Annotated in this window: 9 protein-coding genes; 5 read left to right on the top strand and 4 right to left on the bottom strand. The window is 69.6% G+C overall.

The features are described 5' to 3' along the window. From EV284_RS22610 to EV284_RS22595, 4 genes are all read right to left on the bottom strand, one after another. Positions 1-765, bottom strand: a complete 765-nt coding sequence (locus tag EV284_RS22610; protein WP_130337079.1) for a phosphatase PAP2 family protein — start codon at positions 763-765, stop codon at positions 1-3. Next, positions 765-1,718 carry a YihY/virulence factor BrkB family protein gene (locus tag EV284_RS22605; RefSeq protein ID WP_130337077.1) on the bottom strand — a complete coding sequence of 318 codons (954 nt, stop codon included), beginning with the start codon at positions 1,716-1,718 and terminating at the stop codon, positions 765-767. The genes EV284_RS22610 and EV284_RS22605 overlap by 1 nt, the downstream gene beginning before the upstream one ends. 1 nt (position 1,719) lies before the next feature. Then, positions 1,720-3,333, bottom strand: coding sequence for a diacylglycerol kinase family protein (locus EV284_RS22600; RefSeq protein ID WP_242625801.1), 1,614 nt, complete (start codon positions 3,331-3,333; stop codon positions 1,720-1,722). A 259-nt stretch (positions 3,334-3,592) separates the two neighbouring features. Then, positions 3,593-7,396: a GH92 family glycosyl hydrolase gene (locus EV284_RS22595; RefSeq protein ID WP_207229108.1), complete on the bottom strand. Its 3,804-nt coding sequence runs from the start codon at positions 7,394-7,396 to the stop codon at positions 3,593-3,595. Positions 7,397-7,737: 341 nt separating this feature from the next. Here EV284_RS22595 and ngcE point away from each other — a divergent pair, with 341 nt between their 5' ends. From ngcE to EV284_RS22570, 5 genes are all read left to right on the top strand, one after another. Then, positions 7,738-9,183, top strand: coding sequence for an N-acetylglucosamine/diacetylchitobiose ABC transporter substrate-binding protein (ngcE, locus tag EV284_RS22590; protein ID WP_130337073.1), 1,446 nt, complete (start codon positions 7,738-7,740; stop codon positions 9,181-9,183). Positions 9,184-9,244: 61 nt separating this feature from the next. Further along, a complete protein-coding gene (locus EV284_RS22585) occupies positions 9,245-10,171 on the top strand; it encodes a sugar ABC transporter permease (RefSeq protein ID WP_130337071.1) in 927 nt (308 codons plus the stop codon). Positions 10,172-10,176: 5 nt separating this feature from the next. Continuing rightward, on the top strand, positions 10,177-11,091 hold the full coding sequence (locus tag EV284_RS22580; protein ID WP_130337069.1) for a carbohydrate ABC transporter permease: 915 nt from the start codon (positions 10,177-10,179) through the stop codon (positions 11,089-11,091). Positions 11,092-11,439: 348 nt separating this feature from the next. Next, positions 11,440-12,651 (top strand): ROK family transcriptional regulator, encoded by a 1,212-nt coding sequence (locus EV284_RS22575; protein ID WP_130337067.1) that lies wholly within the window; start codon positions 11,440-11,442, stop codon positions 12,649-12,651. A gap of 133 nt (positions 12,652-12,784) precedes the next feature. Then, entirely contained in the window at positions 12,785-13,888 is a 1,104-nt protein-coding gene (locus tag EV284_RS22570; protein WP_130337490.1) for a substrate-binding domain-containing protein, read from the top strand. Positions 13,889-14,011: the final 123 nt, after the last annotated feature.

The following is a 14,011-nucleotide window of genomic DNA, read 5'->3' as shown; positions in this document are numbered from 1 at the left end:
TCAGCGGGGAGTGCTGTCCGGCTCGGGACGCGGGCCGGACAGCTCGGGCTCCAGCCCCTCGGCGACGTGCGTGGGCCGTTGGCCGGTGTCCGACCGCCACGCCTCGAAGGCCCGGCTGGTCAGGACGACGACGGCCAGCCCGAGCAGCCACCCGCCCAGCACGTCGCTGAACCAGTGCACGCCGAGCGCGACGCGGGTGAAGCCGACCCCCACCACGGACACCACCGCGACCACCCAGCACGCGATCCGGGCCCGGCGCGGCACCATGGGGAGCAGGACCAGCAGGAACACCGCGAACGAGGTCGTGGCCGTCATCGCGTGCCCGGACGGGAACGAGTAGCCCGGAGCGTGCGCCACCGGGTCCACCAGGACCGGTCGGGCCCGTTCGACCAGCGTCTTCACGCCGAGCCCGAGCAGGCCCCCCACCACCGCCGTCACCGCGGCCCACGCGGCCAGCCGCCGGGCACCGCGCCACAGCAGCCAGCCGGTCAGCAGCGCCACGCCCACCCGCAGGGTGAGCGGGTCCCAGACGTAGTTGGACAGCACGCGCAGGGTGCTCGTCCACGCCGGATGGCCCACGGCGACCTCGTGCAGACCGTTCGCGGTGTCGCGGTCGAGTTCGCGCAGCGGCCGCCAGCGGCCCTCCACCAGGACCAGCAGCAGGGCGAACGGCACGGCGGCCGCCGCGGCGCCCCCGGCCGCCGCCAGCAGCCGGAGGCCGAACCGCCGGTCGGTGGCCCGCAGGGTCGTGGTTTTCGTCGGCATCAGACCCCCGGATCGGGTTGGATCGGTTCGGGCCGCCGTCCGCGCGCCGCCTCCAGCTGGGCCGCGAAGGACAGCCCGAGGAACAGGGCGAGCGAGGTCAGGTAGGCCCACAGCAGCAGGGACATGAAGGCGCTCAGCGGACCGTAGACGGTGTCGAAGGAACCGCTCAGGTCCAGGTACAGGGTGAGTACCCAGGTCAGCGTCATCCACAGCACCAGGTACACGGCCGCGCCGAAGGCGAGCCAGGTGTAGCCCGGCTGTTTGCGGCGCGGTGAGCGCCGGAAGATCGCGCTGGCGGAGATCAGCGCGAGCAGCAGCCCGAAGGGCCAGCGCACGATGTTCCACACCATCTGCGCGTTCGAGCCCAGCCCGTAGACCGACCCCGCGGCGGAGGCCAGGTCGTCGCCGGCGACCATCACGACGAAGCCCAGGCCGAGCGGGAACCCGGCGCACAGCGCCATCACCAGCCCGCGCGAGTACTTGAGGTGGAAGGGCCGGTCGCGTTCGTTGCCGTAGATGCGGTTGGCGCCGCGTTCTATCTGGCACATCGCCGTGGTGACGTTCACGATCGAGAAGACCGCGCCGAACCAGAGGGCGACCTCGGCTCCGTCGCCCGCCTTGCGGCGGCTGCGGTCGAGCGCGTCGTCGACCACCTCCGCGCTGGGTCCCTCGGCGATGCGGTGGATGGTCAGCTCGGCCATCCGCCCGATGTCCTCGGTGTGCAGGCTGGTGGAGAGGCCGACGAAGGCCAGGGCCAGCGGGATCACCGAGAGCACGGTCTGCAGGGCGAGCGCGCGGGAGTGGCTGAAGCCGTCGGCGTACCGGAAGCGGAGGAACGCGTCGCGCAGCAGGGACCAGCCGCCGTAGCGGCGCAGGGTCACCCACGCCTCGTCGGCGGAGAGTTCGTCCCCGCTCATGTCCCGTGTCTCCGGGACCTTGGTGGCGCTGCCCATGTCAGCCCTCCCGGTTCGGCACCAGCACGGTCAGCGCGCCCGGCACGACCTCCACGGTGAGCCGGAGCCCGGTGCCGACCGGGTCGCCGTCGATCTCGCGGGGCTCCGGGGCGTCGAAGGTGAACTCGGCCCGCCGGAAGGTACGGAACTCCGGCCGCCCCTCGCCCTCCTCGCCGTCCCGCTTCCGGTGCAGCAGCAGCGCGTTCACCGTACGCAGCCAGCCGGCGGGGCCCGAGGGGTCGAGGATCAGCAGGTCCAGCCGCCCGTCGTCGGGACGGGCGTCCGGGATCAGGCGCAGACCGCCCTGGAGTTCACCGGTGTTGCCGACGAGCACCATGCGGGCGGTACGGCGCAGTGGCTGGCCGCCGTCCAGGCGGACGCTCAGGCTCATCCGGGGGCCGCGCATCGCCTTCGGGGCGGCCAGGACGTAGGCGGGCCAGCCCAGCACGGCCTTGGCCCGGTCGTGCTCCTCCGCGTACTTCATCATCGCGGCGTCCAGGCCGACGCCGGACATCACCGCGAAGTGGGTGGCCGGGAGGCCGTCGCCCTCGACGCGGGCGAGGTCGATGACGCGGGGCGCGCCGCCGAGGGCCGCGTCCAGCGCCTCGGCCGGGGTGAGCGGGAGGCCGAGGTTGCGGGCGAGGAGGTTGCCGGTGCCGAAGGGCACGACGGCGAGCGGGACCCCGCTGCCGGCCAGCCGGTCGGCGGCCGCGCGGACGGTGCCGTCACCGCCGCAGACCACGACCAGCGCGGCACCCTCGTCGAGCGCCCGGGCGGCCTGGCCGCCGCCGGGGTCGGCGGCCGTCGTCTCGATGAAGACCGGTTCCCGGTGGCCGTGCTGGGCGAGGACCCGGCGCAGCTCGTCACGCGCGCTCTCGTCGACCGTGGTGGGGTTGACGACCACCGCGACCCGGCCCGGCTGCCGCTCGGCGCGGGCGGCCTCCGGGAGCTCGGGCAGGGCGGCGGGCGCCGACACGCGGCCGTCACGGAGCAGGGCGTGCCCGACGATCAGCAGGGCCAGCGCGCCGTTGATCATGCCGCCCGCCACGTCGGTCGGGTGGTGCATGCCCCGGTACAGCCGGGAGAGGCCCACGACGACCGGCAGCAGGAGCAGCAGCGCGGCCAGCAGGCGGCGCCAGGGGCTCTTCACGCGGGACAGTACGAGGACCGCGAGACCGCCGTAGATCGCGGTGGCCGCACCGGTGTGGCCGGAGGTGTAGCTGGAGGTCGGCAGGGAGCCGTCGAGCCGGTGCACATGGGGGCGCTGGCGGTCCACCGCGATGGTGATGACCAGGAACACCAGCGACTGGAGCGCGACCCCGAGCGCCAGGAACGACACCTGACGCCACATCGGCAGCCTGGGTATGAAGATCATCGCCAGGCAGGCCGCCAGCGTCACCCCGATCACGGTGCCCGTGTTGCCCAGCTCGGACCCGATCGAGGACAGCGTGGTCAGGGTGGAGGTCCGCAGTCGCTCCAGGCCCCGGTTGACGCCGTCCTCGGCCGTCATCGGCCACACGTGCCGGGCGGGACCGGTGATCAGGAAGCCGATGCCGATCATCAGGACGGCCTGGCACACGGCCAGCGCCCCGATGGAGGCCGCGGCCCGCGCCATACCGCGCGGCAGCTCGCGAGGGCGCCCGGTGGACGTCGCCCTGACGGGGCGGGTCCCGTCCTCGGGCAGACCCGCTGATCTCTCCGGTACGGCGGTCGGCATCGGTACAACTCCTCGGCTCGGTCGGCTGGTCGGGCCGGACCGCGCGGGCCCGACCAACGGGCTAATGCCCCCTCAACGGCCGAGCAGACGGCACGAGTCACGAGGAAGGGGCGGCCCCCGCACGGGGACCGCCCCTCCACCCCTCGATTCGGAGCCGTCAGGCCAGCAGTTCGACCTCCGCCAGCGTCGACTCCCCGTCCAGCACCAGCCGGTACTTGGCGTACGAGCCCGGCGCGCTCACGCTGAACGCCCGTGTCTGCCGGTCCCAGGCGAAGGACTCACCCGAGCGCTTGTCCAGCGTCCGCCAGGTCGTCCCGTCGGTGGAGCCCTGGAGGGTCCAGCCGGTGGGCGCCTTCGTACGGTCCGCCGACGAGGTCAGCGTGTACTGGACCGCCTTGGTCGCGTCACCCGTCGGCAGGTCCACCGAGGTGACCGCCGCGCTCGTCGCCGAGGTGTTGTCGAACAGCGCGCCGTCGCCCTTCAGCACGTCCGCGCGCGGGGTCGGCACCTTGTCGTCCTCGGTGACCGACACCGGGGCGGCGTCCTTGCCCGAACCCCACGACGAGGGCCGCGGCCCCATCGAGAAGTCCAGCACCCCGCCCTTGGACAGCAGCGAGTGGGGGAGCGAAGTGGAGTTCCAGGAGCGGCCGTTGAAGCGGACACCCTGGATGTACACATTGCGGTCGCTGTTGTCGGGCGCCTTGATCACCAGATCCCGCCCGTTCTCCAGGTGGACGGTGGCCTTCTTGAACTGCGGCGAGCCGATGGCGTACTCCCCGCTGCCCATGACCAGCGGGTAGAAGCCGAGCGAGGAGAAGAGGTACCAGGCCGACTGCTCGCCGTTGTCCTCGTCGCCGTGGTAGCCCTGCCCGATCTCGCTGCCCGTGTACAGGCGGGACAGCACCTCGCGCACGTTCTTCTGCGCCTTCCAGGGCTCGCCGGCCGCGTCGTACATGTAGTTGACGTGGTGGGCGACCTGGTTGGAGTGGCCGTACTGGCCCATCCGGACGTCCCGCGCCTCGGTCATCTCATGGATGACACCGCCGTAGGAGCCGGTGAACTCCGGGGAGGCGGTCTCCGGGGTGGCGAAGTACTCGTCCAGCTTGTCGCCGAGGGCCTTGCGGCCGCCGTACAGGTTCGCCAGGCCCCGGCTGTCCTGCGGGGCGGTGAAGGCGTAGCCCCAGCCGTCGGTCTCCGTGTAGTCGTAACCCCACACGCGCGGGTCGTACTTGGCGGAGTCCAGGCGCCAGTCGCCCTTGGCCGTCCGGCCCTGGAAGAAGCCCGCCTTCGCGTCGAAGAGGTTCACGTAGTCGCGGGCCCGGTTGAGGAAGTACGCCGACTCCTCCTTGTACCGCTTCTCGCCGGTCTTCTTGTACAGGGCCTCGCCCATCTTGGCGATGCCGTAGTCGTTGACGTAGCCCTCCATGGCCCAGGAGAAGCCCTCGCCCGTGTCGGTGCTGGTGTACCCGAGGAAGGGCGAGGTGGCCATGCCCTTCCGGCCGACGCCCGAACTCGGCGGCACCACGGTCGCGTTCTTCACCGCCGCGTCGTACGCCGCCTTCGCGTCGAACTTCACGCCCTTGACGTAGGCGTCCGCGAACGCGACGTCCGAGGAGGTGCCGGTCATCAGGTCGGCGTAGCCCGGGGAGGACCAGCGGGAGGTCCAGCCGCCGTCCTTGTACTGCTGCACGAACCCGTCGACCATCTCGCCCGCCTGGGAGGGCGTCAGGAACGAGTAGGCGGGCCAGGTGGTGCGGTACGTGTCCCAGAAGCCGTTGTTGACGTAGACCTTGCCGTCGACGATCTTGGCGCCGGTGTGCGTCGGGGTGTCCGGGCCCGGCATCGGGGAGAACGGCGAGGCGTACTGGTCCTTCTCCCCCACCTTCTCGAAGCCCGAGTTCGGGTAGAGGTACAGCCGGTACATGCTGGAGTACAGCGTGGTGAGCTGCTCCGGGGTGGCGCCCTCCACCTCGACCCTGCCGAGGATCTTGTCCCAGGCCCGCTGGGCGCGCGCCTTGACGGTGTCGAAGGAGGTGCCGTCCGGGATCTCCTGGCGCAGGTTGTCCTTCGCCTGGTCCAGGCTGATCAGCGAGGTCGCCAGGCGGAGGGTCACCGTACGGTCGGCGCCCGCGGCGAACCGCAGATAGCCCTTGACCCCGCTGGAGGAGCCCTCGGTGACCGGCTTGTCGAAGGTGCCGTAGACGAACAGCCGGGTCGCGCCGGTGGACAGCCCCGACTTCACGTCGGAGTAGCCGGTGACGATCCCGTGCTCCTTGTCCAGCGTCAGCCCCGCCTGCTCGGTGACGTTGTCGAACAGCACGCTCGCGTCGTCACCGGGGTAGCTGAAGCGCAGCACGGCCGCGTGGTCGGTCGGGGTCATCTCGGCCTTGAGGCCGTTCTCGAACCTGACCCCGTAGTAGTACGGCCGGGCCGTCTCGTTCTCGTGCCGGAAGGCCAGCTCACGGGCCTCGCGGCCGGTGTCCGGGGTGCCCTTGGCGGCCGACGGCATCAACTGGAAGGTCTGCCGGTCGCCCATCCACGGACTCGGCTCATGGCTCGCGCTGAACGCCTGGACGGTCGGCAGGTTGTCCTCGTTGTTGGCCCGCGCGTACTCGTACAGCCAGCTCAGCGAGGACGCGTTGGTCACCGGGGTCCAGAAGTTGAACCCGTGCGGCATCGCGGCGGCCGGGAAGTTGTTGCCCCGCGAGAAGCTGCCGCTTGAGTTGGTGCCGCGCGTGGTCAGCGCGTAGTCCGACAGATGCGCCTTGGGCCGCTCGGGGGCCACCCGCCGCAGCGCCACGTCGTCCACCCAGCCCCGGAACTTCGCCGGGCCCTTGGGGGAGTCGTACGCGACGAGAATCCGGTCGACGGTCTTGCCGGCCGCCACCGAACCGATCCGGGACGCCACGTCGTTCCACTGGTTGACGTACAGCACCTTGGCGTCGCCCTGGCCGCGCGGGGTCAGCGGGAACCCGTGCTGGTCCCTCGCGCCGAGCTGGCTGAGGTAGGTGCCGTCGGTGAAGGCCAGGTCCACGCTGACGTTGGTCGCGTCGTAGTCCCGGTCGCCGTCCGCCATCGACGGGAAGAGGCGGTACGACAGCCGGGTGTCGCGGGCCACCTTCACGTCGACGTCGAAGACCTTGTTGTACGAGTAGCCCCGGCCGTCGGCGGTGTGCCGTCCGGCGTAGCGCAGGGCGTGGGTGCCGGTGAAGCCCGCCCGGGCCTTGGCGGTGGGGGAGCCGCTCGGGCCCTTGTCCACCAGGCTCAGCATGTCCTGCGGCGCGGGACCGTCACCGCCGCCGGTGGAGAACTGCACGTCGGCCAACTGGAGTGCGTCCGAGGCGCCGTTGTTCTTCGTCACCTCCAGCCGGAAGTGCTGGTACTCGGCCGGCTGGGTGAGCTGGTACGACTTGGTCCCGAACCGGTCCGGGAAGGTCTCGCCGGTCCGGGTGTCGAGGGTCTTCCAGTCCTTGCCGTCCGCCGAGCCCTCCAGCCGCCAGTCCTTCGGGTCCCGCTCGTCGTGGTCGTTGGCCGAGGTGAGCGCGTAGGCGGCGAGCTCGACCGGCTGGTCCAGGTCGAACTCCACCCAGCCGGTGGGTGCGAACGTCAGCCATTTGCTACCGGGATCGACATCGGTGAGGTTCTCCTTCACCTCGCCCGCGCCGGTGTTCTCCCCGCTCGCCCGCAGATCGGTGACGTGGTCGGTGACATTGCCCGGAATGCCGGTGGTGTAACCGCCGTCCACGCCCGAGGAGCGCTTGGCGCCGCCCGGTCCGGTCTCGACGGTGTTGAGCCAGTCCGGTGCCGGGTCCCCGGACTCGAACGAGGACGCGAACTCCGTGGTGGCGGCGGGGGCCCTGGCCGGCACGGCGACCGCCGCCCCCTGCGCGCCGACGCCCATGACAAAGGCGGTCGTGAGGACGACCGCCGGAGTCCATCTGTGCCGAGATCTCCGCTGCATCTACGGATTCCCCTCCCGCGCTTACTTCGGACAACGTTGTCAGCTTGCTGCGCAGGAACCAGTAGGTGGTCAAGTGGCCGGTGATGTCAAGGGTGTTGCCTGCGGCATTCAGGGGGCTATATCGGTAATTCATCCGGCAGGGTGTGCCGAGCCCGGCGATATTTCCACCAGGTCTCAACTCGGAAAAGACCGGCGGCCGACCTTGCATTCGATCTTGCCCCCTTGGCGGGAAGTGGACTATACCTGTCGGCGTTTCCTGCACGAGCCAGCACAACCCGACCGCGGTGCCGGGGGGAGATCCGGTTCACCGCCTGAGTCCTGGAGAAGGCGAGGACTTGAGCATGGGTTCCACCGGACAGCATGGCAGCGAGGGCGTCGGCCGTCGTGATCTGATCAAGCGCACCGCGGCGCTCGGCCTGGTGGCCGCCCCCGGAATGGGGCTGCTGTCGGCCTGCGCGAGCAGTGGCGGCGACGGGCAGGACAAGGCGAAGGCGGGCAAGAAGACCGAGAAGAACCCGCTGGGCGTCAACGACACCGCCAAGCTGGACTTCGTCCTCTTCGACGGCGGCTTCGGCAAGGAGTACGCCGAGGACGCGGTGAAGCTGTACGAGAAGGCCTTCCCCAAGGCCCAGGTGAAGTTCTCCGCCACCCAGAAGATCCAGTCCACCCTCCAGCCCCGCTTCAACCAGGGCAACCCGCCGGACCTCATCGACAACTCCGGCGCCGAGCAGATGGACATGGGCGTCCTGGTCGGCAAGAAGCAGCTCGCCGACCTCACCCCGCTGCTGGACGCGCCGTCCTACGACGACCCGTCCAAGAAGGTCCGCGACACCCTGCGCCCGGGCATCGTGGAGATGGGCCAGTTCGACGGCGACCCGGTGTGGATCCTGAACTACGCCTACACCGTGTACGGCGTCTGGTACTCGCAGAAGGCGCTGGACGGGCTGGACGAGAAGTACCCCGAGACCTGGGACGACATGCTCAGGGTCTGCGCCAAGGCCAAGAAGAAGGGCATCGCGGGCTGGACCTACGCGGGCAAGTACCCGTACTACCTGCCCTTCTCGCTCTACCCGATGATCGCCAAGGTCGGCGGGCGCGAGGTGCTGGACGCGATCGACAACCTGGAGCCCAACGCCTGGAAGCACCCGGCGGTCAAGGCGTGTTTCGAGGCGTACTACGAGCTGTTCCAGAAGGGCTACATCCTGCGCGGCACGCCGGGTCTCGACCACATCCAGTCGCAGACCGCGTGGGCCAAGGGCAAGGCGCTGTTCATCCCCAACGGCTCCTGGGTGGAGAACGAGTCGGCCAACGTCATACCGGCCGACTTCGACCTGGCGGTCTCGGCGCCGACCGGCATCGACAGCTCCGACAAGCTGCCCTTCGGCACCATCTGGGCCTCCGGCGGCGAGCCCTTCGTCGTGCCGGCCAAGGCGGCCAACCCCGAGGGCGGCATGGAGCAACTGCGCGTCATGCTCTCCGAGGCGTCCTCGCGGAACTTCACCTCCAAGGTGAAGTCGCTCTCCGCGCTCAACGGCGGCATCGACGGCATCGAGCTGACCCCGGGTCTGAAGGCGGGCGTGGCGGCGCTGGACAAGGCCGGGGACAACGTGGTGAACCCGCGCATCCCGGACTGGTACGTCCAGTTGGAGAAGGAGAAGATCGGGGTCGGCGGCCTGGGCGAGATGATGGCCGGCCGGCTCACCCCGGCCGAGACGGTCAAGAAGATCCAGGGCTTCGCCGACGAGGCCGCCAAGGACACCTCCATCAAGCACTACAAGCACAAGTAACACCCCCTCACGGGTTCGTCACCAGCGGCAGCACGTGTCCCAGGAACGGGGTCGTCCGGCAATGCAGCACGGCAAGTACGGGTTCATCACGGGGTTCCTCGCGGCCCCGCTCGGGCTCTACGCACTCTTTGTGATCTGGCCGTTCATCCAGTCCATCTACTACTCGTTCACGGACTGGACCGGCCTGAGCCCCGAATTCAGCATGGTCGGTGTCGACAACTACACCCGGATGCTGCACGACGACATCTTCTGGAAGTCGTTGACGCACAGCCTGCTCTTCGCCCTGCTGCTGCCGCTGGTGACACTCGGCATGGCCCTGTTCTTCGCTTTCATGATCAATGTGGGCGGCCGGCACCGAAAGGGCGGTCCGGTGGTCACCGGAGTGCGCGGTTCCGGCTTCTACAAGATCGTCTATTTCTTTCCGCAGGTGCTCTCGATCGCCATCGTGGCCCTGCTGTTCGCCTTCGCCTACAACCCGGACAGCGGCGCGATCAACTCGTTGCTGCGCGGTGTCGGACTGGACTCCCTCCAGCCGCTCTGGCTCGGTGACCCGGACCTCGCGCTGTGGTGTGTGATGGCGGTGCTGATCTGGTCCACCACCGGCTTCTTCGTGGTGATGTTCAGCGCGGGCATGGCCTCCATCCCGGCCGAGCTGTACGAGGCGGCGCTGCTGGACGGGGCCGGCCGCGCGACCACGTTCTTCCGGGTCACCCTGCCGCTGCTGTGGGACACCGTGCAGTCCGGCTGGGTCTACATGGGCATCCTCGCGCTCGGCGCCGAGTCGTTCGCGGTCGTGCAGATCATGACGACCGGTCCGGGCGGCCCCGACTACTCGACCACGGTGCTGGTCCTGTACGTGTACCAGAAGGCGTTCCGGGACGGTCAGGCCGCCTACGCCACCACCATCGGCGTCGCCCTGCTGGTCGTCACCCTCGCGTTCGCCGCGATCGTGATGCGGCTGGGCCGCCGCGAGCGGCTGGAGTACTGAGCCCCATGACAACCACCGACGCTCCCGTCCCGCCCCCCGCGCCCGTCGTGAAGACCGACGCGGTCCCGCCCCGTCCCGCCGCCCGCCCACGCTCCGAGGGCTCCGTCCTCAACGTCTTCTCGCACGGTGTGCTGGTCGTCTGGGCGGTGATGGTCGTCCTGCCGCTGCTGTGGGCGGTGATGACCTCGTTCAAGGACGACAGCTCCATCTTCGGGTCGCCCTGGGCGCTGCCGGACAAGCTGCACTTCGCCAACTGGTCCCGCGCCTGGTCCCAGGCCCACATGGGCGACTACTTCCTCAACACCGTCCTGGTGGTGGGGGGTTCGTTGATCGGCACCCTGGTGCTCGGTTCGATGGCGGCCTATGTGCTGGCCCGCTTCGACTTCCCGGGCAACCGCTTCATCTACTACCTGTTCGTCAGCGGCATGAGCTTCCCGATCATGCTCGCGCTGGTGCCGTTGTTCTACGTCGTGAACAACATGGGGATGCTGAACACGCTCCACGGACTGATCGTGGTCTACATCGCCTACTCGCTGCCGTTCACGGTCTTCTTCCTGACCGCTTTCTTCCGTACCCTGCCCACTTCGGTGGCGGAAGCGGCCTTCGTGGACGGCGCCTCGCACGCCCGGACCTTCTTCCAGATCATGCTGCCCATGGCCAGGCCCGGGCTGATCAGCGTGGGCATCTTCAACTTCCTCGGCCAGTGGAACCAGTACATGCTGCCGACGGTGCTGAACACCGACCCGGACAAGAAGGTGCTCACCCAGGGACTCGTCCAACTCGCCGTGAGCCAGGGGTACAAGGGCGACTGGTCGGGCCTCTTCGCGGGGCTGGTGATGGCGATGCTGCCGGTGCTGGCGGCGTACATCGTCTTCCAGCGGCAGGTGGTCGCGGGACTGACGGCGGGAGCGCTGAAGTAACGGCGCCCCTCCCGTACGGCTCCGACCGGCCCCGGTGCGCTCCACCGGGGCCGGCGCACGTCCGGACATCGGCGGTCACTTTGCGATCGTTACCGGTCACCCCGTGCGAACGTCGTCGTCAGCGCGTGAAGCCACTCCTGGTCACAGCCTCGTCACGCGCCGAAACCCGCTCGGGGGAGGGGCGGCGGATCACGGCGGGAGTCAGCGATTTCCGTCAAGGACTTGACTGCGGTTACCCCTTCAGCAGAGCTTGGAGTTCATAACTTGTAAGTGGCCCGGTTCCGCAGATGTGACCTGGGCCACGGGTGGCGATGGGGCCACCCGCCGATGTCGGGAGTGGATGGGTCGATGGAGACTCCGGGGTCGCAGTCGTCACTGCACCGAGCCAACCTGGAACGAGTCGTACGGGCGGTGCGGCTGGCCGGGTCGCTCACGCAGGCGGAGATCGCCCGTACGACCGGCCTGTCCGCCGCGACGGTCTCCAACATCGTGCGCGAGCTGAAGGACGGCGGGACCGTCGAGGTCACGCCCACCTCGGCGGGCGGCCGCCGGGCCCGCAGCGTCTCGCTCAGCGGGGACGCCGGGATAGTCGTCGGTGTCGACTTCGGTCACACCCACCTGCGCGTGGCCATCGGCAACCTGGCCCACCAGGTGCTCGCCGAGGAGTCCGAGCCGCTGGACGTGGACGCCTCCTCCACGCAGGGCTTCGACCGCGCCGAGGAGCTGATCGACCGGCTGATCGCCGCCACCGGCGTGGACCGGGACAAGGTGGCCGGAGTCGGCCTCGGCGTACCGGGGCCCATCGACGTGGAGTCGGGCACCCTGGGCTCCACCTCGATCCTGCCCGGCTGGGGCGGCACCCGGCCCGCCGAGGAGCTGCGCGAACGGCTCGGCGTGCCCGTGCACGTGGACAACGACGCCAACCTGGGCGCCCTCGGCGAGCTGGTCTGGGGCAGCGGCAAGGGCGTCCGCGACCTCGCCTACATCAAGGTGGCCAGCGGGGTCGGGGCCGGCCTGGTGATCAACGGGCAGATCTACCGGGGGCCCGGCGGGACGGCCGGGGAGATCGGGCACATCACCCTCGACGAGGGGGGCCCGGTGTGCCGCTGCGGCAACCGCGGCTGCCTGGAGACCTTCACCGCCGCGCGCTACGTCCTGCCGCTGCTCCAGCCGAGCCACGGCAACGCCCTGACCATGGAGGGCGTGGTCCGGCTGGCCCGGGACGGGGACCCCGGCTGCCGTCGCGTCATCGCCGACGTGGGCCGGCACATCGGCAGCGGCGTGGCCAACCTGTGCAACCTGCTGAACCCCAGCCGGGTCGTCCTGGGCGGCGATCTCGCCGAGGCCGGGGAACTGGTCCTGGCCCCCATCAGGGAGTCCGTGGGACGCTATGCGATCCCCAGCGCGGGGCGTCAACTGTCCGTGCTTCCCGGGGCACTTGGGGGCCGTGCCGAGGTGCTCGGGGCGCTCGCCCTGGCACTGAGCGAAATGGGTGATTCGACCCTGCTCGACGGCTCCGCCACGGCCTCGCTGCCCGTGGTCGCTCCTGCCTTCACTTAGATAACGGATGGCACCGTTGCCATCTCGTTAAGGATTTACTTCTTGACGCCGAACGCGTGGCCGAGTTGACTTCCAGCCACCTCGGCCGCAACGACGCGGCCTCGTCAGGGAGGTTTCTGAAGTGAACACGCGTATGCGTCGTGCGGCCTTCGCCGTTGCTGCTGGTGCCATGGCCGTCTCGCTCGCCGCCTGTGGCAGTGCCAAGGAGTCGAGTGGCGGTGCCAGCAAGTCCGCTGACAGCAAGAAGAAGGGCGACGCGATCACGGTCGGCCTGCTCCTTCCGGAGAACCAGACCGCGCGTTACGAGAAGTTCGACCGTCCGCTGATCGAGAAGAAGGTCTCGGAGCTGACGAACGGCAAGGGCAAGGTCGTCTACGCCAACGCCAAGCAGGACGCGACCCAGCAGAACCAGCAGGTCGACACCATGATCACCAACAAGGTGGACGTCCTGATCATCGACGCGGTGGACGCCGCTGCGATCAAGAACTCGGTGCAGAAGGCCAAGGACGCCGGCATCCCGGTCGTCGCCTACGACCGCCTGGCGCAGGGCCCGATCGACGCCTACACCTCGTTCGACAACGAGACGGTCGGCAAGACGCAGGGCGAGGCCCTCCTGAAGGCCCTGGGCTCCAAGGCCAAGTCCGGCAAGATCGTCATGATGAACGGCTCCTCCACGGACCCGAACGCCGCCCAGTTCAAGAAGGGCGCGCACGACGTCCTCGACGGCAAGGTGAACGTCGGCAAGGAGTACGACACCAAGGAGTGGAAGCCGGAGAACGCCAACTCCAACATGGAGGGCGCCATCTCGGCCCTGGGCAAGAAGAACATCGTCGGCGTCTACTCCGCCAACGACGGCATGGCCGGCGGTATCATCACCGCCCTGAAGTCCGCGGGCATCGCCAACGTCCCGGTCACCGGCCAGGACGCCGAGCTCGCCGGTGTGCAGCGCATCGTCTCCGGTGCCCAGTACATGAGCGTCTACAAGCCGTACGCCCCGGAGGCCGACGCCGCCGCGGAGATGGCCGTCAACCTGGCGCAGGGCAAGTCGCTGGACTCCGTCGCCAAGGACAAGGTCGACAGCCCCACCACCAAGGCCGTCCCGTCGATCCTGGTCGCCGTCACCTCGCTGACCAAGGACAACATCAAGGACACCGTCATCAAGGACGGCGTCTACACGGTGGCCGACATCTGCACCGCCCAGTACAAGGCCGCCTGCGACAAGGCCGGCCTGAAGTAACCCGACGGACCCCTACCCCGCCGGCCGGATTCCCGCCGGCGGGGCGGTAAGGGCCGCTCAAGGCTCCTCCGGCGCCCCGCGCATACACACAGCCCCGCAAGCTCGGCGCGGGGCGCCGGACGG

It is taken from the genome of Streptomyces sp. BK022 (assembly GCF_004217355.1).
GTDB lineage: Bacteria > Actinomycetota > Actinomycetes > Streptomycetales > Streptomycetaceae > Streptomyces > Streptomyces griseoluteus.
Note: the sequence above shows the minus strand (reverse complement) of the source record. Positions and strands in the feature narration are given on the sequence as shown.